Below are 19,950 nucleotides of genomic sequence, written 5' to 3' on the forward strand. Positions count from 1 at the left end.
CGCCGCGTTTGAACAAAAAATATCGGAGGCATGAGTGATTGCCTCCGATATTTTTATTTGAAAATTAAGTGCTCGACTTATATCAAGTCCGCGCCAGCTCCCGCACTTCGCCACTCCGACGCCTGCGTACCATGAAGTACGCCGCCACGATCACCAGCAAGGTCACCAGCACCAGCCAGAATTGAAAACGCGTCGCTGGGTCGATCGCCTGGGTTGCAAGCACCGACACCAGCGCCAGCAGCGCAATAACGTTGGTCAGCGGGAATCCCCAGGCCCTGAACGAGGATGGGCCCACCACTTCATGCCGGGTTTTCAGGCGCATGCCGACGTGGGCGAAAATGATGAAGATCCAGACGAAGATGATGAACGCACCGGTGCTCCTGGCCAGGGTCAGGAAGAGATCGCCGCCACTGATGAAGTGCAAGGTCAGAATCGTCACGCAAATGCAGAACGCCAGCGCCAGTGCATTGATCGGAACGCCCTTGGCGTTAGTCCGGGCGAACAGCGCCGGGGCATGTCCGCGTTGGCTGAGCGAGAACAGCATGCGCGAGTTGGAGAACATGAACGAGTTCATCACCGACATGAACGACACGAACAACACCAGTTTCATCGCCACCGCCGCGCCCTTGAAACCGGCGAGGGTGAACAGCGCGACGTAGGGCGAGGCGAGGTTGGCCTTGTCGGTCCAGGGCAGGCAGAGCACCAGGATCGACACGGAACCGACATAGAACAGCATCACCCGCACGATCACGCTCTTGATCGCGCGGATCACGTTCCGGCGCGGGTTCTCCGATTCACCGGCAGCTACAGCGGCAATTTCGCTGCCGCCCAGCGAGAAGATCGCCACGATCACCCCGGCCATCACCGGCGACAGGCCATTGGGCATGAAGCCGCCATGGTCGGTGAGGTTGACCAGGCCGGGAGCGGGGATGTCTTCCTGCCACCCCAGCAGTATGGACGCGCCGAGCAGCATGAAGATAAGGATGGTGACCACCTTGAGCGCCGCCAGCCAGTATTCCACTTCGGCGAACGAACGCACCGAGTAGGCGTTGCTGGCGATCAGCGTCACCAGCATGATGAAGGCGCCGATCCAGATCGGCAGCCAGGGCATGAAATCGTTGAGGATCGCGCCCAGCAACACGGCTTCGAGGGTGATGGTCATCATCGACTTGAGCCAGTACAGCCAGCCCACGGTGAAGCCCGCCCAGTTGCCGAGGTAGGTGTTGGCGTAGGTCGAGAAGGAGCCGGCGTCAGGATTGCGCGAGGCCATTTCGCCGAGCATGAACATCACCAGGGTGACGATGATGCCGCCGATCACGTAGGACAGAATCGCGGCCGGGCCGGCCGAGGCAATCAGGCTGCCGGAACCGACGAACAGCCCGGCGCCGATCACACCGCCAAGCGCGATCATGGTGATATGCCGCTGCTTGAGGCTTTGCTTCAATCCGTTGTCTTGCATGTCCAGACTTCTCTTATTATTGGAAGAAACCGGCGCGTCCTGCGAGCGGCAAGTGCTCGCGGATCTACCTGCACGGGGCGGTGCCATCAATCGAGGTCTTGCTTCAGGCAATGGCTATCCGAGCCGACACCTTGGGCAAAGCGGCGCGTCATCTCAAACGAATTCTGCGCACAACATCCTGCGGATTTTTCCTGAGGTCAGTTTCGACGCCGATGCGCTTGAGACGATCGATGAATAACTTGAGCTGCCCGGAAGCGTCGTGGCGAAGGGGTTTGCATAGCATGTTCCTCAAAGGCATGGGTGGCGAACCTGGGCGATGCGCAGTATGGATTTCCCTACCTGTCTGGTGCCGGGCGCCTGGTGCTCAAGGATGTACTGATGCTGGCGGGAACAGTGATGTTGATTGCCGATTCGGCTCGACGGGTACTGCATCAGAAAAAATCAGGTCATACGCTGACAAAATCCTAGGAAGCTTCCTTCAATTCCTACGGCTTAGGTCAATATCTCCTCACAGTGCTTTGGCGTACCGTCGAGTCCCCTTCAAACAAGGACGAAGCCCATGCAATCACTGGAGCGAGTGCTCGACATACAGCCTGTCGTGCAGGCTGACATCACCTTTCAGATCAATGGCCAGACGGTGCAGGCCGCAGAAGGCGAGACGGTACTCAGCGTGCTCAATGCCGTTGGCCTGCGTCAGCTGGCGCGCAACGACCACGGTCAGCCAGCTGGCGCCTTCTGCGGCATGGGCGTTTGCCATTGCTGCCTGGTGGCGATAGACGGGCGGCCCAAGCGCCGAGCCTGCCAGACCGTGGTCCGGCAGGGGATGCGGGTGGAGACCGAGGTCAATCGCCTGGCCCGGGAGGTGCAGTCATGAGTCTGCGGCCGGTGATAGTGGGAGGCGGCTCGGCGGGTATGGCGGCGGCCATCGAGCTGGCCGAGCATGGCGTCGACTGCCTGCTGTTCGATGAAGCCTCGCGCCCGGGTGGCGTGGTCTATCGCGGGCCGCTGCGTGCCGGTGTCGACCTCGGTTACCTCGGCGCGCGCTACAGCAAGGCCCTGCACACGCTGCACGAAGACTTCGCCAGCAGCGCCGAACATATCGACTTGCGCCTGAACAACCGTGTGGTTGGCGGCGATCATGAGCGCCTGATGGTGCTGGATGCCGACGAGCAACTGCATGAGATCGACTATTCCCATCTGCTGCTGTCGGCCGGCTGCCACGAGCGCAATGTGCCATTCCCCGGCTGGACACTGCCTGGCGTGATGCTGCTGGGCGGGCTGCAATTGCAGATCAAGAGCGGTGTGGTCAAGCCGCTGGGCAGCACCTTGATCGCAGGTACTGGCCCGCTGCTGCCACTGGTGGCCTGCCAACTGCATGCGGCGGGCGCCAAGGTTGCCGGCGTCTACGAGGCCTGCGCCTTCAACCGTATCGCCAAGGAAAGCCTGGCGCTGCTGAACAAACCGCAGCTGTTTCTCGACGGCCTCAGCATGCTGGCGTACATGAAGCTCAACGGCATTGCGATGCACTATGGCTGGGGTGTGGTCAGCGCCAGTGGTGAAGGTGGACTGCGCGAAGTCAGCCTTGCGCCCTATGGCCAGGATTGGAAAGCCGACATGAGTCGGGTGCGGCGCGAGCCGGTGGACACCTTGGCGGTCGGTTATGGATTTATTCCGCGCACCCAGCTCAGTCAACAGTTGGGGCTGGCGCATGGGTTCAGCGACGACGGCTACCTGCGCGCGACATGCAATGTCTGGCAGCAGAGCAGCCAGGCGCATATCCACCTGGCCGGCGACATGGGCGGTATCCGTGGTGGCGAGGCAGCTATGCTGACCGGGCGCATCGCTGCGGTGTCGATCCTGCAGCAACGTGGCGTGCTCGACGCCGCCCAGGCCATCGAGCGGCGCGAGCAGTACTTGGGCAAGCTGGCCGCGATCACGCGGTTCAGGGCGGGTGTCGAGCGCTATACCCAACGTGGCGCAGCGCAAATCGAGCTGCCGCAGGCCGACACGGTGATCTGCCGCTGCGAGCACGTCACCCGTAGCGATATCGACCTGGCGCTCGAGCAAGGTGTGCAGGACATGGCCAGCCTGAAGATGCGCACGCGGGTGAGCATGGGCGACTGCCAGGGGCGCATGTGTGTGGGCTACTGCAGCGATCGCCTGCGCGCCAGCACCGGGCGAGCGGATGTCGGCTGGCTGCGACCGCGTTTCCCGATCGATCCCATCCCATTTTCCGCATTCCAGCACCTGGCCACGGAGGCCTGAGCATGAACAAGACCTATGACATCGTCATCGCCGGCGGTGGGGTGATCGGCGCCTCCTGTGCCTATCAGTTGTCCAAGCGCAAGGGGCTGAAAATCGCCCTGATCGACAGCAAGCGCCCGGGCAACGCGACACGTGCCTCGGCTGGCGGCCTGTGGGCTATCGGCGAGTCGGTAGGCCTGGGGTGTGGCGTGATCTTCTTTCGCATGATGTCCTCGCGCAACAAACGCGAGGCCCATGGCGCAGCAGTGGCGGTGGATTCGAGCACGCCGCATATCCTGCCGCAGTGTTTCTTCGATCTGGCTCTGCAGTCCAATGCACTTTATCCACAGCTGCACCACGAATTGATCGAGCGCCATGGCATGGACTTCAAGTTCGAGCGCACCGGATTGAAGTACATCATCCAGGACGATGAGGACCAGCTGTACGCCGAGCACATCGTCGCGCAGATCCCGCACCTGGCGGACCAGGTGCGCTGGCTGGATCGCCAGGCACTGCGCGAGCGCGAGCCGGCGGTGACCCTGCAGGCCAAGGGGGCGCTGGAGTTCCTCTGCGATCACCAGGTCAGCCCGTTCCGCTTGGGCGACGCCTACCTGGAAGCTGCGCGTCAGAACGGCGTCGATCTGTATCTGAACACCAACATCACCGATGTGCTGCAGGGGAACTCGCAGATCAAGGGTGTACGCACTGCCGAGGCGGGGGTTTTCCATTGTCACACATTGCTCAATGCCGCCGGGGCTTGGGCGGGCGAGCTCAGTGAGTGGGCCACCGGTACTTCGATTCCGGTCAAGCCGGTGAAAGGCCAGATCGTTCTCACCGAACGTTTGCCCAAGCTGCTCGATGGCTGCCTGACCACCAGTGATTGCTACATGGCGCAAAAGGATAATGGCGAGGTACTGATTGGCAGCACTACGGAAGACAAGGGCTTCGATGTCAGCAATACCTTCCCCGAAATTGCCGGGTTGGTTCAGGGGGCGGTGCGTTGTGTACCGGAGCTGGCGCAGGTGAGCCTGAAGCGTACCTGGGCGGGGCTGCGTCCCGGGTCGCCGGACGAACTGCCTATTCTTGGCCCTGTGGATGAGGTGACTGGCTACTTCAACGCCTGTGGACATTTCCGCACAGGGATTCTCACCTCGGCAATCACCGGCGTGTTGCTGGACAAGGTTATCCACAACGAGCCACTGCCGCTGGATATCACACCTTTCCTGGCGAGACGTTTCGGGCGGGCTGTGGATAAGAACTGGGCGGTGGGGTAGGGCATGGGCGGCCGCTCCTGCAGGCGTGGTAGCCGCTGCAGGAGCAACTGTCTTGTCCAAAATCTAGGGTCAGCCCAATCCCCTGTGGAGCGGGTTTACCCGCGAACAGGGGCGTAGCCCGTGCCAGGCAGCGCGGTGTCCTTTTCGCGGGTAAACCGGCTCCCACAGGGGCCTGCGCTGCTTTTGCAGAAGCGGCCTTGTCTTAGATCTGCATCGCCATCCCTTCCACGTTCATCGCTGCCTGGCGTAAGGCTTCGGAGCGAGTCGGGTGTGGGTGGCAGGTCAGGGCGATATCCTCGGCCGACGCGCTGAACTCCATGGCCACGCAGAATTCGCCGATCATCTCGCTGACGCTCGGCCCGACCAGATGCACACCTAGCACCTCGTCGGTCTCGGCGTCGGCCAGCACCTTGGCGAAGCCTTCGGTCTCATGGTTGATCTTGGCGCGGCTGTTGGCGGTGAAGGGGAACTTGCCGACCTTGTAGGCACGGCCCTCTGCCTTGAGCTGCTCTTCGGTCTTGCCAACGCTGGCCAGTTCCGGTCGTGTATAGATGACGCCGGGGATCAGGTTGTAGTTGACCTCATGGGCCTTGCCGGCAATACGCTCGATGCACGACACCGCTTCGTCTTCGGCCTTGTGCGCGAGCATCGGGCCGGAGGTGACGTCGCCGATCACCCAGATGCCGGGGACCTGGGAGCGGTGGTGGTCATTGGCGAGCATGCCGCGTTTGTCGGTCTGCAGGCCGACGCTCTCCAGGTTCAGGCCCTGGGTGTACGGGCGGCGGCCGATGGCCACCAGCACATAGTCGGCCTCCAGGGTTTGCGCGTCGCCGCCAGCGGCAGGCTCAAGCGTCAGGCTGACGCTGCTCGCCGAAGGCGTGGCCTGGGTCACCTTGCTGCCGAGCTTGAAGCTCATGCCCTGTTTGGCCAGGGCTTTTTGCAGGGTCCTGGCGGTTTCCTCGTCGGTGCCGGGGCAGATGCGGTCGAGGTATTCGATCACGGTCACCTCCGCCCCCAGGCGACGCCAGACCGAACCCAGTTCAAGGCCGATCACGCCTGCGCCGATGACCACCAGGTGCTTGGGGACCTGCGGCAGCGCCAAGGCGCCAGTGGAGTCGATGATGCGTTGGTTATCGATATTCACCCCTGGCAGCGGGGTTGGCTCGGAGCCGGTGGCGATTACGATATCTTTGGCCTGAAGCGTGGTTTCGCTGCCATCCTCGGCCTTGACGATGACCTTGCCGACGCCGTCGAGGCGGCCCCAGCCCTTGACCCAGTCGACCTTGTTCTTGCGGAACAGGTACTCGATACCCTTGGTCAGGCCGCTCACGCTTTCGTCTTTCTGCTTCATCATCTGCGCCAGGTTCAGGGTCGGCTTGACCTCGATGCCCAGGTGCGCGAACTCGCTGCCGCTGGCGGCTTCGTACAGCTCGGAGGCGTGCAGCAGCGCCTTGGAGGGCATGCAGCCGACGTTCAGGCAGGTGCCGCCGAGAGTCGAACGTCCTTCGACGCAGGCCACGCTCAGGCCCAACTGACCGGCACGGATGGCCGCGTTATAGCCGCCAGGGCCGCCACCGATGATCACCACATCATAGGATTTCATGGGATTCACTCCAGGGAAGAAGAATGCGCGAGAGGGGGCACAAGGTTAGTCGCTGAATCGCGGATTGTATACAATCTGTTAGTCGCGGCATGGCCGATAGTATTGGACTATGGTCGCTATAAAAGGAAACTTCCGATGAATGAACTACCCTGATCCGGTGACGCTCGAATCCTTGTACGGCGTCCGTAATTGAAAGGGGGTCTTTCATGCTTGCGCAACTTCCACCTGCGTTGCAGAGCCTGCACTTGCCTTTACGTCTTAAGCTGTGGGACGGCAACCAGTTCGATCTAGGGCCTAGCCCGCAGGTCACCATCCTGGTCAAGGAGCCTCAGTTGATCAGTCAGCTGACGCACCCGAGCATGGATGAACTGGGCACAGCCTTTGTCGAGGGCAAGCTTGAACTCGAGGGGAACATTGGCGAAGTCATCCGCGTTTGCGACGAGCTCAGCGAGGCTTTGCTCAAAGACGATGAAGATGTAGTCCCGGTGCGCACCTCGCACGACAAGAAAACCGACGCCGAAGCCATTTCCTACCATTACGACCTGTCCAACGAGTTCTACCAACTGTGGCTCGATCCGGACATGGCTTATTCCTGCGCCTACTTCAAGGAGCCGGACAACACCCTCGCCCAGGCCCAGCAAGACAAGTTCGACCATCTGTGTCGCAAGCTGCGGCTGCAGGCCGGCGATTACTTGTTGGATGTCGGCTGCGGTTGGGGCGGCCTGGCGCGTTTTGCCGCACGCGAATATGGCGCCAAGGTGTTCGGCATCACCCTGAGCAAGGAACAATTGACGCTGGGGCGCCAGCGGGTCAAGGATGAGGGGCTGTCCGACAAGGTCGACCTGCAGATTCTCGACTATCGTGACCTGCCCCAGGATGGCCGTTTCGACAAGGCGGTCAGCGTCGGCATGTTCGAGCACGTCGGCCATGCCAACCTCGAACTGTACTGCCAGCGACTGTTCGGCGCCGTACGTGAAGGCGGCCTGGTGATGAACCATGGCATCACCGCCAAGCATGTGGATGGTCGGCCGGTTGGGCGAGGTGCTGGGGATTTCATTGATCGTTATGTATTCCCTCACGGCGAGCTGCCGCACATCTCGATGATTACCGCGCGTATCTGCGAGGCAGGGCTGGAGGTGGTAGACGTGGAAAGCCTGCGTCTGCACTACGCCAAGACCCTCAATCACTGGAGCGAAAACCTCGAGAACCAGCTGCATCGCGCTGCGGCGCTGGTGCCGGAGAAGACGCTGCGGATCTGGCGGCTGTACCTGGCTGGATGCGCCTATGCCTTCACCAAGGGCTGGATCAACCTGCATCAGATTCTTGCAGTGAAGCCGTATGCGGATGGCCATCACGACCTGCCGTGGACGCGTGAGGATCTCTATCGTTGATCAAGACGGGGCCGCTTATGCGGCCCCGCTACTTTTCCGGCTACAGAATCGGTGAAATCAAGCGCGCGATGCGCATCCCCAGCTGCTGCAGCCGATGAGTGTCACGGCTGTCTTCGGCGGTTATCTCCCGCGATTGCTCGAAGTCGCACAGCAGCATGGCCTCGACCTGATCGGCAAAGGCGCGGTCGATGGTCAGCAAGGTGATCTCGAAATTCAAGCGGAACGAGCGGTTGTCCATGTTGGCGCTGCCGATGGCGCTGACATCATCGTCCACCAGGATCACCTTCTGATGCACGAAGCCCGGCTGATAACGGAATATGCGCACCCCGGCCCGCACAGCTTCGAAGGCGAACAGGCTGGAGGCGGCATAGACGATCTTGTGGTCGGGCCGTGACGGAATCAGTATCCGCACATCGACGCCGCGCAGCACTGCTAGGCGCAGTGCCGCGAAGACGGCTTCGTCTGGAATGAAGTAGGGGCTGGTGATCCAGATACGCCGTGTTGCCGACTGAATCGCTTCGACGAAGAACAGTTGGCAGGTCTCCTGTGGGTCCGCCGGGCCGCTGGCAAGCACCTGACACAGTACGCCATCTTCTGGATAGGCATCGGGCAGGATCAGCGGTGGCAGCTCACGGGTGGCCCAATACCAGTCTTCGGCGAACGACTCCTGCAGACAGGCCAGCACCGGTCCGCTGACCTGCACGTGGGTATCGCGCCAGGGTGACAGGCGTGGATTGCCGCCCAGGTACTCATCACCGACGTTGTGCCCACCGACGAAACCCTGGAGTCCGTCAACCACGACAATCTTGCGGTGGTTGCGAAAGTTGACCTGGAAGCGGTTGAACCACCCACGGCGCGAGGAGAACGCCTGGATCTGTACACCGCCCTCGCGCAGCACCTGGCTGTAGCGCGCCGGCAGGGCATGGCTGCCGACCTGATCGAACAATACGTAAATCCTTACCCCTTCGGCGGCCTTGCGCAGTAGCAGTTGTTGTAGCTCCTGGCCGATGGCGTCGTCGTGGATGATGAAGAACTGCACCAGCACCGTGTCCCGCGCCTCGCCGATGGCAGCGAAGATCGCGTCGAAGGTCGCAGTGCCATCGATCAGCAATTTCACCTGGTTGTTGGCCAGGCAGGGCATGCGACCAAGCTTGGGCATGGCACGCAGTGCCGCGTAGCTTTCCGACTCCCGGGCGGTCAGGGCTTCCTCCACCCAGGGGCGCCAGTTGAGGTCGGCCATCGCCACGTGCATCTCCTGGTTGGCTTGGCGCCGCGCCTGGATGTAGGCGTAAAAGGAGCGGGCGCCAAAGATCAGATATGGCACCAGGGTCAGGTAGGGAATGAAGAACAGTGACATTGCCCAGGCGATTGCGCCTTGAGCGGTACGCACAGTGAACACCGCATGCAGCGCAGCGATGATGCCCAGGAAGTGAATCAGTCCGAGCAGGTAACCGAAGAAGTAGGGGCTGTGGTAATCCATACGCATCCTGCATTCCAAGAGCACTGCCGCCTAACAGAGCATGTTCCCGGGGCCACTTGCAACCCGCGGGCGAAAAAGACGTCTAAGGCTCTGTCCGGCCTGTAGCCGGTATTTCGAGGAGCACTGATCCATGAAGATTCGTCTGCCACTGATTGCCCTGGCACTGGGCCTGGGCAGCCCGCTGCTGGCGCAAGCGCAGATGCTGCAACCCGGTCTGTGGGAGTTGACCACCAGCAACATGCAGGTCGACGGCAAGCCATTGCCCGATATGGCGTTCATGCTCGGCCAACTGAAGAACCTGCCGCCGGAGCAGCGCGCCATGATGGAGGGTGCCTTGGCCAAGCAAGGCATTACCGTGGGGGGCAATGGAGTGCGCTCGTGCCTGACGCCAGAGCAGGTGGCTACCAATGATATTCCGCTGCAGGATCCGCAGTCGGGTTGCACGCAGAAGATCACCGACCGTCAAGCCAACGTCTGGAAGTTCCAGTTCAGTTGCCCCAAAGTCCAAGGCACCGGTCAGGCAACCTTCCTCAGTGATCGCGAATTCACCACCCAGGTCAGCGGCACCTTCAATGCCTCGGGCGTTCAGCAGCAGGGCAGCATGAACACCCGTGCGGTATGGCTGGGTAATGATTGCGGGAACGTGCGTCCACGCAGCTAGCGCCTCACCATTGCCACTGGCTGGCAGCCACTGCGTCGTGGGCATGCAGGCTTTCTGCATGTTCCACGCGCAGATCGAAGCCCGTGGCCCATTCCAGTTCGCCCAACGCCAGGTGCAGGCGACGCGCAGCATCTTCGCAGAACATCAGGTTCTGACCATTGGCCAGGGCGAACGCCTGTTCGTCGGCTCTTTTCACGGCCGTCTGCACGGCGGTACCCAATGCGTTTTCCACGGTATCTATCAGCGCGTTGAGCGGAAGCGTTTGCAGGTTGTCCTGCAAACGCACCTTGATGAAGGCCTGGCTGCGCTGGCTATGGGGCGTCGCAACGATACCTGCACTGCTGCCCAGCCATTGCAGGATGGCCTGTGGGTCTAGCGTCTGGTTGGCGAAGTCTGTGAGAAACTGCTGCTGAATGAGCTGGCGCGCTAGCGCAGCGGAGCATGGGCAAGTGGATGAATAGGGGATTTCCACGTGTTGTTCCACGTGGAACATCTCGTCTTCGATGCGTGCATCAAGGGTGATCGGGTAGCGCTTCCAGCCCTCCAATGGGCTAACAAGCGCTGGACGCTTAAGCAGATAGTCGAATTTCAGGCGCAGGTAGGCGCTGGACGAAAGCCCTTCATGGCTGTCGAGAAAGCGGGCCAGGAGCTGGCGTAAGGCCAAGGGCGTCAGTTCGGTGTGCTCCAGAGCCTCCAGCGCGAGGTACAAGCGCGACATATGGATGCCGCGTGATTCGCCATCATCCAGGCTCACGCCGGCATCAGCCCAGGCGCTCAGGCGGTGGCCGGTCAGTTGCACAGGCAGGGCGATACCGCGCATACCGACCCAATCCAGGGGTTGGAGCTTGTGGCTGGTTTGTGCGGCGATGTCGGGAAGCATCAGGCTGGTCATCGATAGAGTCCATGAAGAAGGGGCTTTAGCGGCAACCTCCGATCAAGCTGCAATGCAGGTTGAAACGTTGGCCGCTCGAGCTGGATACGCGGTTCAGGGTGGTCCAGCCGACGCGCCGGCTGTAGCCCACCCAGGCTTCTCCGTCGCTGGCCAGGCCGGTGAAAAAGGTCATTTGTCCATAGCGGCTGTTGGTCTGCGCCCAGAGTCGTCGACTGTTGCTGTCATACCCGCGCAGATGAAAGTCTCGGCCCTCAGTTCGCACACTGTAGTAACTGCCTTTGCCGTCTTCGCAGGCCAACAGCGTGGCGCTGCGGGTGCACAACGCCAGGCTGGGCTGTGGGATCGCAGCGTAGAGCGGGATGGGCACGGCAAGTGCCAGCAGCAATAGGGCGAGGTTCGAGTGCTTCATGTCCATCCTCTCGGGCAGCCGTTCGACAGACGCGGCTTGGCGAAATTGTATTGTTATATTATAACGTTGTGCAATGCATCGTTTCGAATGCGCTTTGCCCGATGAGGTTCACCATGACCAACCGCCTTCCCGTTACCGTGCTCTCCGGCTTCCTCGGCGCCGGCAAGAGCACGCTGCTCAACCATGTCCTGCGCAACCGTGAAAATCTGCGGGTTGCGGTGATCGTCAACGACATGAGCGAAATCAATATCGATGCCAGCGAGGTACAGCGTAATGTGAGCCTCAATCGCGCCGAAGAAAAGCTCGTCGAGATGAGCAATGGCTGCATCTGCTGCACCCTGCGCGAAGACCTGCTCGAGGAAGTGGCCCGGCTCGCCGACGAAGGCCGCTTCGATTACCTGCTGATCGAATCCACTGGCATTTCCGAACCATTGCCGGTGGCCGAAACCTTCACCTTCCGCGACGAACAGGGCCGCAGCCTCTCCGACATGGCGCGCCTGGATACCATGGTCACGGTGGTCGACGGCCTCAACTTCCTGCGGGATTACCAGGCGGCGGACAGCCTGGCCAGTCGTGGCGAAACCCTGGGTGAGCAGGACGAACGCTCGATCAGCGACTTGCTGATCGAGCAGATCGAGTTTGCCGACGTGTTGCTGCTGAGCAAGATCGACCTCATCAGTCAGCACGAACGCGAGGAACTGACCGCGATCCTGCGCAGCCTCAATGCCCGTGCCCAGATCGTGCCAATGGTGATGGGCCAGGTGCCGCTGGAGCGTATTCTCGATACCGGGCTGTTCGACTTCGAGCAAGCGTCCCAGGCGCCGGGTTGGTTGCAGGAACTGCGCGGCGAGCATGTGCCGGAAACCGAGGAGTACGGCATCGCCTCGACCACCTGGCAGGCACGCAGGCCGTTTCATCCACAGCGCTTTTTCGACTTTATCCACAACAGCTGGAGCAATGGTCGGTTGCTGCGTTCGAAAGGCTTTTTCTGGTTGGCCAGCAAGTACCAGGAAGCCGGCAGTTGGTCGCAGGCAGGCGGCATGATGCGTCATGGGCTGGCGGGTCGCTGGTGGCGTTTCGTACCGCGTGAGCAGTGGCCGCAAGATGAAGAGAACCTCGAAGCGATCCTCAAGCAGTGGACGGTCGATTCTGGCGACTGCCGCCAGGAGCTGGTGTTTATCGGTCAGAACATCGACTTCGCACGGTTATCCACAGAGCTTGAAGCGTGTCTGCTGACGGACGATGAGATGGAACTCGGGCCGATGGCCTGGTTGCGCCTGAATGATCCGTTCGGCCCCTGGTATGAAGAGGCGGCAGCATGAAGGCGGCACCTCGGCTTGTGGATATCCGCCAGGCGTTCGGCGAGTCGCCGCAGGTGATGACAAAAATCCTGCAGGATGGCGTCAACCTGGCCGTGTGGCAGCGACGCTTACCGGCGCAGGTCGAGGACTTCGCGGCCCTGCTGCTCAATCTTGGCCAGCCGATGTCGGATGAGCGTGTGATGGAGGTGGATGAGCGTGAGCCACCGGTGTTGCATCGCTTGCTGCCCGAGGCGGCGGATCTGCACGGTTACGAAGGTTTTGTGGCTGACGTGTCGTGGTTGGTGGCGGCCTATACCTGCCTGCTGGGCGCGCGCCGCGTGGGCTTGCGGCTGAGGCTGCTCGACGGGGCGATGTGCCCGCGCTTTCATGTGGATCATGTCCCACTGCGTCTGCTGACCACCTATGCGGGGGCCGGCAGTGAGTGGTTGGAAGAAGGCGACATCGACCGCAGCCGTTTGCAACTGGCCGAAGCACCTGTGGATAACATTCGGCGCTTGCAGGCGGGGGACGTGGCCTTGCTCAAGGGAGAGAAGTGGTTGGGTAACGAGGGGGCGGGGCTGGTGCACCGCTCGCCGCCGACGCCGCCGGGAGAGAAGCGGCTGTTGTTGAGTCTTGATTGGTTGGGATGAGGGCTTTGCCCGCGAAGAGGTCCGTAAAGGCAACGAACCTGTATCCACGATAGACTGGCATCACGTCCACCTAGATTCCGAGCCATGTTGCAGCACATTCCCACCTACGTCATCGCCGGCCCACTGGGCGCAGGCAAGACCAGCCTGATTCGCCACCTGCTCGGTCAGCGCCCGGAAAACGAGCGCTGGGCGGTGCTGGTCAATGAGTTCGGCCAGATTGGCCTCGACGCTGCGCTGCTCAGCACCGACGAGGCCGGCGTCGCCATCGGCGAGGTGGCGGGCGGTTGCTTGTGTTGTGTCAACGGGGCGCCATTCCAGGTCGGCCTGGGGCGTCTGCTGCGCAAGGCCAAGCCCGACAGGCTGTTCATCGAGCCTTCCGGCCTCGGTCATCCCGTGCAATTGCTGGAGCAGTTGAGGCGCGCGCCCTGGATCGGTGTGCTGGATGTCCAGCCCTTGCTGATGGTGCTGGATGCTGTCGCCCTGGCGCGGGGTGAACCGCTGCCCGATGCGCAACAGCAGGCAGTGGCGCAGGCGGGGTTGTTGATTTTCAACAAGTCAGAAGATGTGGATGATGCACAGCGTCTGTTGATAACTGCGGCGTTTGGCGAAATCAGGGCGGTGTGGACGGATCATGCTGCGCTTGCCCTGGATAACCTGCCCATTTTGTCCACAGAGCCCCTACCCCCAGCGGATCTTTCCTGCCTGCCTGTGGACAGTGCACCCGTCAGCTTGGCTGCCCTGTGGACAGATCCGCGCCAACCCATCTGCCAGGAGCAGCAAGGTGAGGGTGGGTGGAGTGTGGGCTGGCGCTGGCATCCGAGCCAGCGCTTCGATGAGGCTGCATTGCGTGGCGTGCTCGCACAATGGGCGTGGCGGCGAGCCAAAGGGGTTATCCACAGCACCCAGGGTTGGCAATCATTCAACGGCCTGGGGCGCGGTGTGCCTGAGTGGCGTTCAAGCGAATGGCGCAGGGACTCACGTATCGAGCTGATCTTCGATCAGCCCCAGCCGTTACAGCCCCTTCAAGCAGCCATCGAGCACTGCCGCGTAAACGGCTGATCAGTTGCGCCAGCGGTTATGCTCCTGGCGCCATTGCTGCATTTCGATAACGTTGTCGGTGCGCGGCGGGGTCTTGATCTCGAACGGATAGGGTGCCAGTTCGATCTGTACGGTATGGGCGCCGAACTGGGTCACGGTGCCGGGGTGACGCTGTTCGCCAGTAACGGTGAACTCGAAGGCATAGACCCGCGCCAGGCGCTTGCGGCCATTGGCATCGCGTACGAAGGCGATGCGCTTGAGGGCCACGGCCTCGTCTAGCAGCTCCAGGTCGAGCTTCGCACAATGCTGCTTGACCCGTTCCAGCGCCTTCTCACGCAAGCCATGGTTGTGCCACAGCCAGGCGCCAGCCGTCGCCAACAGCATCAGGACGAACAGGTTCTCCAGGGTCAACATTTGCATATGCTCCAGACAGGTGGCTTCAGCTTAACTGCGTGCCTGGCCTGTCGTACAGGTGGCTTTCGGGTTCATACTGATCGACTTTCACTTATCCACACAGCTTTGGAAGTCTCCTGCATGAAACGTACACCGCACTTGCTCGCGATCCAGTCCCATGTGGTCTTTGGCCATGCCGGAAACAGCGCCGCGGTGTTTCCCATGCAGCGCATCGGCGTCAATGTCTGGCCGCTCAACACTGTGCAGTTCTCCAACCACACTCAGTATGGCCAGTGGGCTGGCGAAGTGCTTGCTCCGGAGCAAATTCCTGCGTTGGTGGAAGGTATTTCCAATATCGGCGAGCTGGGCCATTGCGATGCAGTGCTGTCGGGTTACCTGGGCAGTGCCGAGCAGGGGCGGGCGATCCTGGCCGGCGTCGAACGGATCAAGGCGGTCAACCCGCGTGCGCTGTACCTGTGCGACCCGGTGATGGGGCACGCCGAGAAGGGCTGCATCGTACCCCAGGAGGTCAGCGACTTCCTGCTTGAGCAGGCGGCGTCGGTGGCCGACATCCTCTGCCCGAACCAGCTCGAGCTCGACAGTTTCTGTGGTCGGCATGCGCAGTCGCTGGAAGATTGCGTGGCCATGGCGCGCAGCCTGCTGGCACGTGGGCCGCAGGCGGTACTGGTCAAGCACCTGGCCTACCCGGGGCGCGGCGAGGATGCTTTCGAGATGCTGCTGGTGACCCGCGAGCAGAGCTGGCACCTGCGCCGCCCGCTGCTGGCGTTTCCGCGCCAGCCGGTTGGAGTCGGTGACCTGACCTCGGGGCTGTTCCTGGCGCGGGTACTGCTGGGCGATTCGTGGCTGCAGGCCTTCGAGTTCACCGCGGCGGCGGTGCACGAAGTGCTGCTGGAAACCCAGGCCTGCGCCAGCTACGAGTTGCAGCTGGTGCGGGCGCAGGACCGTATCGCCCATCCGCGGGTGCGGTTCGAAGCACAGGTGCTGGCGTTCTAGATCACTCGGTCTTCAGGTCCTGGTAGCGCTTCTCCAGCTCCTGGCGGATCTGGCGGCGCTGCTGGCCCTGCAGGAAGCGGCGCTTCTCTTCGCTGTTCTGTGGCTGACGTGGCGGCACCGCGACCGGGCGGCGATTGTCGTCGACCGCGACCATGGTGAAGAAGCAGCTGTTGGAGTGGCGAACGGAGCGCTCGCGGATGTTCTCGGTCACCACCTTGATGCCCACTTCCATGGACGTGTTGCCGGTGTAGTTGACCGAGGCGAGGAAGGTCACCAGTTCGCCGACGTGCACCGGCTCGCGGAAGATCACCTGGTCCACCGACAGGGTCACGACATAAGTACCGGCATAGCGGCTGGCGCAGGCATAGGCCACTTCGTCGAGGTATTTCAGCAGGGTGCCGCCATGTACGTTGCCCGAGAAGTTGGCCATGTCCGGCGTCATCAGGACGGTCATGCTCAGCTGGGCGTTTCCAGGTTCCATAGTGTGCTCACGGTGAGGTTGCGCTGAAACGGGGCGGGTATCTGCAGACACTTCTGTTCCCCTCTGTTGAGGTTTCCCATCCTGGAAACGGACGTCGCTCGACGGTCCGTCGTCACGCCGATCATGCCATTACCTCGTGCGCTTTTGCCGATCTGTTTCTACATATTGCACGGGCGTTTGACGAGCGGACGCGATGTTACCCTGAGTACGCCCATGCAACATGGGTGTTCCACCCTTCAACACAATCTGTACTAGCTGCTCGATCGGGGATGCCTGGCAGAGGAGCGGTCTGCCCCCGTGCGTAGAGAAAAGGAGTGCCACGCCATGCATGCCATAAGCTTCATCCAGGATCTGGCCGTGATCATGCTGGTCGCAGGGGTGGTAACCATTCTTTTCCACAGGCTGCGCCAACCAGTGGTGCTGGGCTACATCGTCGCCGGTTTCATCATCGGCCCTCACACGCCGCCGTTCGGCCTCATCCACGACGAAGACACGATCAAGACCCTGGCCGAGCTCGGGGTGATCTTCCTGATGTTCTGCCTGGGCCTGGAGTTCAGCCTGCGCAAGCTGTTCAAGGTGGGGGCGACCGCCTTCATCGCTGCCTTCCTCGAAATCGTGCTGATGATCTGGATCGGCTTCGAGATCGGCCGCTGGTTCGGCTGGAGCACCATGGACTCGTTGTTCCTCGGTGCCATCCTGGCGATCTCCTCGACGACGATCATCGTCAAGGCGCTCAACGACCTGAAGATGAAGAACGAGCGGTTCGCGCAGCTGATTTTCGGCGTCCTGATCGTCGAGGACATCCTCGGCATCGGTATCATCGCCCTGCTTTCAGGCATTGCGGTCAGCGGTACGGTCAGTTCCGGCGAGGTGTTCTCCACTGTCGGCAAGCTGTCGCTGTTCATGATCGTGGCGCTGGTCATTGGCATCCTGCTGGTGCCACGGCTGCTGGCCTACGTTGCGAAGTTCGAGAGCAACGAGATGTTGCTGATTACCGTACTGGGGCTGTGCTTCGGCTTCTGCCTGCTGGTGGTCAAGCTCGAGTACAGCATGGTGCTGGGCGCCTTCCTGATCGGTGCGATCATGGCCGAATCGCGCCAGTTGCTGAAGATCGAGCGCCTGATCGAGCCGGTACGCGACCTGTTCAGCGCCATCTTCTTCGTCGCCATTGGCCTGATGATCGATCCGCAGGTGTTGATCGACTACGCCTGGCCGATCGTGGTGATCACCCTGGCTGTGGTGCTGGGCAAGATGCTCTCCTGCGGCATGGGCGCCTTCATTGCGGGCAACGATGGACGTACCTCATTGCGTGTGGGGATGGGGCTTTCACAGATTGGCGAATTCTCCTTCATCATCGCTGCCCTAGGCATGACCTTGCAGGTCACCAGCGACTTCCTCTACCCAGTCGCAGTGGCCGTCTCGGCCATCACCACCTTGCTCACGCCTTACCTGATTCGTGCCGCGGATCCCCTGTCGATTCGTCTGGGCAAGGTGGTACCGCAGCGCCTGTCGCGGGTGCTGTCGCTGTATGGCGAGTGGTTGCGCAACATTCAGCCTCAAGGCGAGGGCGCCATGCTGGCGGCGATGATCCGGCGCATCCTGCTGCAAGTGGGGGTGAACCTGGCACTGGTAATCGCCATCTTCTTCAGCGGTGGTTACTTCGCGGTACGCATCGGCACCTGGTTGAGCGAATGGATCGGTGATGTCGGGCAGCAGAAGGCGGTGATCTGGGGTGCGGCATTGTTGTTGTCACTGCCCTTCCTGATCGCCGCTTATCGCAAGCTCAAGGCGCTGTCGATGCTGTTGGCGGAGATGGGGGTCAAGCCGGAGATGGCCGGGCGTCACACTCAGCGTGTGCGCCGCGTGATTGCCGAAGTGATTCCGCTGTTGTCGCTGCTGGTGATCTTCCTGCTGCTGTCGGCACTGTCGGCGAGCATCCTGCCGACCAACGAGCTTTTGCTGGTCATCGCCGTGGTCGCGGCCGTGGTGGTCGCGCTGTTGTGGCGTTGGTTCGTGCGCGTGCATACGCGCATGCAGATCGCCCTGCTGGAAACGTTGGAGAACAGCCGCGATCACTCGCATTGAGGGGTAATCGCTCCCTGCGCAAGACTTCATGGTAGTCCGAGGGGATCAGGCGGTAACGATGTCGCCAGGCGCAGAAAGCCTGGCGATTCTACGAGTAGTTAATGGCGGTGTGCCATTATTTTGCGCATTCGGGTTCAGCTTTCCAGCCAGACGTCCCGCGCCCAGTGCCACACCGACTCCCAGCTTTCCTCGCCAACGATTTCTTCGTCGCCATCCCACAGCACTACCGTGCCGTCTTCCTCGACGCAGTAGTAACTGTCGCCGTCCTGGCAAAGGGGGATCAGGTCGCGTGGTACGCCGGCATCCCAGGCATTGGCGGCAACATCAGGCAAGTAGGTGTGCGACTGCGGGTCGGTGACAGTGACCGGCTCGAGGGAACCGTAGACCACGTCGCTGACGGTCAGCAGGAATTCCTTGAAGACGAAGGGAATGTTGATGAACAGCTGTTCTTCGATTTCGACCAGTTGGTCTTCGTCGGGAAGCTCCAGGGGCACGGGTACTGGCTCATTGGCTTCACGGAGTTGTTCGATCACTTCTTCCACAGTTCACTTCCTCTTACCTTGATGACAACGCTGCGCGTTATACCCTAGTAGCCCAGTGTGGCAAAAGCAAAAACCCCGGGACAGGCCCGGGGTTTTTCTGTGAAGCGCGTCAGAATCAGCCGTTCTGGCGGATACCGGCGAGCATCCAGGGCTGGTTCTCGCCCTGTACACGCTCCATGTGCCAGCTTTCGCTGAAGGCCTCGCCCTGATCGAAGCGCGAGTTCTTCGATACGCCACGGAAGGTCAGGGTAGCGATGGTCTTGTCGGCGCGGTCGTCGACGCCTTCCAGCTGCACATCGAGGTCGTCGATGTAGGTGGACTGGAAGCCATCACCTTGCTCGGCACGCTCACGCTTGAGGAACTCGAGCATTTGCGGGGTAACGAACTCGGCGATCTTGTCCATCTCGTTCGCATCCCAGTGCTGCTGAAGCGTCTGGAAGTGGTTGCGGGCAGCGGCCAGGAAGCTCTGCTCGTTGAACCAGGCCGGGGCGTTGATGACTGGCGCGGCGGCGACAGGCGCGGCCGATCCACCGAAGATCGATTGCGCAGGCTGTTGTTGCACTTCACGCTGGTAAGGAGCGTGGCCGGCGGCTGCGGCAGCTTGCGGCTGCTGCTGGCGACGGCGCGCAGCGATGAAGCGGAAGACCAGGAAGGCGATCAGGCCCATGATCAGGAAGTCGAGGATCTGCATGCCCTGGAAGCCGTCTCCCATGAACATGGAGGCGAGCAGGCCACCGGCGGCGAGGCCGGCCAGAGGGCCCAGCCAGCGCGAAGCACCGCTGGCAGCGGCCGGTGCACGGCCTGGAGCGGTCGGCGCGGCGGCAGGCGTGGTTGGGGAGGCTTGGCGGGTCTGGTGCATAGGCGCAGCGCCCGAGCTCTTGCCACCGCCGAAGCGCTTGGCGTTGGCGTCGAGGCTCAGCGTCAGGCCGACGCAGAGCGCCAGTGCGATGCTAAGAAAACGTTGCATAAGATGGGATTTCCCGTTTTGTGGATTGCACGCGCGTCATGGTGCACATGATCTAGGAGACATGGC

Annotated in this window: 21 protein-coding genes; 12 read left to right on the forward strand and 9 right to left on the reverse strand. The window is 61.5% G+C overall.

Annotated features, from left to right (window positions below):
- Positions 1-82: 82 nt before the first annotated feature.
- Complete coding sequence (locus tag F6X62_RS18170; protein ID WP_153774321.1) at positions 83-1,459, reverse strand: amino acid permease; 1,377 nt, start codon at positions 1,457-1,459, stop codon at positions 83-85.
- Here F6X62_RS18170 and F6X62_RS18175 point away from each other — a divergent pair.
- The 5 genes from F6X62_RS18175 to hcnC all read left to right on the forward strand — a co-directional run bounded on the left by F6X62_RS18175 (position 1,458) and on the right by hcnC (position 4,977).
- Positions 1,458-1,697, forward strand: coding sequence for a hypothetical protein (locus F6X62_RS18175; RefSeq protein WP_153774322.1), 240 nt, complete (start codon positions 1,458-1,460; stop codon positions 1,695-1,697). The two genes, F6X62_RS18170 and F6X62_RS18175, sit on opposite strands and share 2 nt — an antisense overlap.
- A gap of 62 nt (positions 1,698-1,759) precedes the next feature.
- The gene (locus F6X62_RS18180; RefSeq protein WP_306109881.1) at positions 1,760-1,927 is read left to right on the forward strand and encodes a DUF417 family protein; all 168 of its coding nucleotides are present in this window, start codon (positions 1,760-1,762) and stop codon (positions 1,925-1,927) included.
- A 91-nt stretch (positions 1,928-2,018) separates the two neighbouring features.
- Positions 2,019-2,333, forward strand: coding sequence for a cyanide-forming glycine dehydrogenase subunit HcnA (gene hcnA, locus F6X62_RS18185; RefSeq protein WP_153774323.1), 315 nt, complete (start codon positions 2,019-2,021; stop codon positions 2,331-2,333).
- The gene (gene hcnB / locus F6X62_RS18190) at positions 2,330-3,724 is read left to right on the forward strand and encodes a cyanide-forming glycine dehydrogenase subunit HcnB (protein ID WP_153774324.1); all 1,395 of its coding nucleotides are present in this window, start codon (positions 2,330-2,332) and stop codon (positions 3,722-3,724) included. The genes hcnA and hcnB overlap by 4 nt, the downstream gene beginning before the upstream one ends.
- A gap of 2 nt (positions 3,725-3,726) precedes the next feature.
- Entirely contained in the window at positions 3,727-4,977 is a 1,251-nt protein-coding gene (hcnC, locus tag F6X62_RS18195; RefSeq protein WP_153774325.1) for a cyanide-forming glycine dehydrogenase subunit HcnC, read from the forward strand.
- A gap of 202 nt (positions 4,978-5,179) precedes the next feature.
- Here hcnC and lpdA read toward each other — a convergent pair whose 3' ends face one another.
- Positions 5,180-6,580, reverse strand: coding sequence for a dihydrolipoyl dehydrogenase (gene lpdA, locus F6X62_RS18200; protein ID WP_054892994.1), 1,401 nt, complete (start codon positions 6,578-6,580; stop codon positions 5,180-5,182).
- 206 nt (positions 6,581-6,786) lie between these two features.
- On the opposite strand from lpdA, the gene cfaB reads away from it, so the two are divergent.
- The gene (gene cfaB, locus F6X62_RS18205; RefSeq protein WP_153774326.1) at positions 6,787-7,971 is read left to right on the forward strand and encodes a C17 cyclopropane fatty acid synthase CfaB; all 1,185 of its coding nucleotides are present in this window, start codon (positions 6,787-6,789) and stop codon (positions 7,969-7,971) included.
- 40 nt (positions 7,972-8,011) lie between these two features.
- Here the strand turns inward: cfaB and cls are convergent, their stop codons facing one another.
- Positions 8,012-9,451, reverse strand: a complete 1,440-nt coding sequence (gene cls, locus F6X62_RS18210; protein ID WP_063541882.1) for a cardiolipin synthase — start codon at positions 9,449-9,451, stop codon at positions 8,012-8,014.
- A 130-nt stretch (positions 9,452-9,581) separates the two neighbouring features.
- Between cls and F6X62_RS18215 the strand changes: the two genes are divergently transcribed.
- Positions 9,582-10,112, forward strand: coding sequence for a DUF3617 domain-containing protein (locus F6X62_RS18215; RefSeq protein ID WP_153774327.1), 531 nt, complete (start codon positions 9,582-9,584; stop codon positions 10,110-10,112).
- Positions 10,113-10,116: 4 nt separating this feature from the next.
- On the opposite strand, the gene folE2 is transcribed toward F6X62_RS18215, so the two are convergent.
- Positions 10,117-11,004: a GTP cyclohydrolase FolE2 gene (folE2, locus tag F6X62_RS18220; protein ID WP_153774328.1), complete on the reverse strand. Its 888-nt coding sequence runs from the start codon at positions 11,002-11,004 to the stop codon at positions 10,117-10,119.
- Between the two features lie 25 nt (positions 11,005-11,029).
- Complete coding sequence (locus tag F6X62_RS18225) at positions 11,030-11,413, reverse strand: glutamine synthetase (protein ID WP_151925859.1); 384 nt, start codon at positions 11,411-11,413, stop codon at positions 11,030-11,032.
- A gap of 113 nt (positions 11,414-11,526) precedes the next feature.
- Here F6X62_RS18225 and zigA point away from each other — a divergent pair, with 113 nt between their 5' ends.
- The 3 genes from zigA (at position 11,527) to F6X62_RS18240 (ending at position 14,423) form a co-directional block, all read left to right on the forward strand.
- Positions 11,527-12,735 (forward strand): zinc metallochaperone GTPase ZigA, encoded by a 1,209-nt coding sequence (gene zigA / locus F6X62_RS18230; RefSeq protein ID WP_153774329.1) that lies wholly within the window; start codon positions 11,527-11,529, stop codon positions 12,733-12,735.
- Positions 12,732-13,364 (forward strand): DUF1826 domain-containing protein, encoded by a 633-nt coding sequence (locus F6X62_RS18235; RefSeq protein WP_153774330.1) that lies wholly within the window; start codon positions 12,732-12,734, stop codon positions 13,362-13,364. Before zigA ends, F6X62_RS18235 begins: the two co-directional genes overlap by 4 nt.
- Before the next feature lie 84 nt (positions 13,365-13,448).
- Complete coding sequence (locus F6X62_RS18240) at positions 13,449-14,423, forward strand: GTP-binding protein (RefSeq protein WP_153774331.1); 975 nt, start codon at positions 13,449-13,451, stop codon at positions 14,421-14,423.
- Here F6X62_RS18240 and F6X62_RS18245 read toward each other — a convergent pair whose 3' ends face one another.
- Entirely contained in the window at positions 14,424-14,816 is a 393-nt protein-coding gene (locus F6X62_RS18245; protein WP_153774337.1) for a DUF3301 domain-containing protein, read from the reverse strand.
- Positions 14,817-14,936: 120 nt separating this feature from the next.
- Between F6X62_RS18245 and pdxY the strand changes: the two genes are divergently transcribed.
- Positions 14,937-15,809 carry a pyridoxal kinase PdxY gene (pdxY, locus tag F6X62_RS18250; protein WP_112899501.1) on the forward strand — a complete coding sequence of 291 codons (873 nt, stop codon included), beginning with the start codon at positions 14,937-14,939 and terminating at the stop codon, positions 15,807-15,809.
- Between the two features lies 1 nt (position 15,810).
- On the opposite strand, the gene F6X62_RS18255 is transcribed toward pdxY, so the two are convergent.
- Complete coding sequence (locus tag F6X62_RS18255; protein WP_054892983.1) at positions 15,811-16,290, reverse strand: acyl-CoA thioesterase; 480 nt, start codon at positions 16,288-16,290, stop codon at positions 15,811-15,813.
- Between the two features lie 324 nt (positions 16,291-16,614).
- Between F6X62_RS18255 and F6X62_RS18260 the strand changes: the two genes are divergently transcribed.
- Positions 16,615-18,375, forward strand: a complete 1,761-nt coding sequence (locus F6X62_RS18260; RefSeq protein WP_063541866.1) for a cation:proton antiporter — start codon at positions 16,615-16,617, stop codon at positions 18,373-18,375.
- Between the two features lie 134 nt (positions 18,376-18,509).
- Here the strand turns inward: F6X62_RS18260 and F6X62_RS18265 are convergent, their stop codons facing one another.
- The gene (locus F6X62_RS18265) at positions 18,510-18,917 is read right to left on the reverse strand and encodes an SMI1/KNR4 family protein (RefSeq protein ID WP_063541864.1); all 408 of its coding nucleotides are present in this window, start codon (positions 18,915-18,917) and stop codon (positions 18,510-18,512) included.
- Positions 18,918-19,032: 115 nt separating this feature from the next.
- Entirely contained in the window at positions 19,033-19,884 is an 852-nt protein-coding gene (locus F6X62_RS18270; RefSeq protein WP_153774332.1) for a Tim44 domain-containing protein, read from the reverse strand.
- Positions 19,885-19,950: the final 66 nt, after the last annotated feature.

It is taken from the genome of Pseudomonas sp. MNR3A (genome assembly GCF_009650575.1).
Classification (GTDB): domain Bacteria; phylum Pseudomonadota; class Gammaproteobacteria; order Pseudomonadales; family Pseudomonadaceae; genus Aquipseudomonas; species Aquipseudomonas machongensis.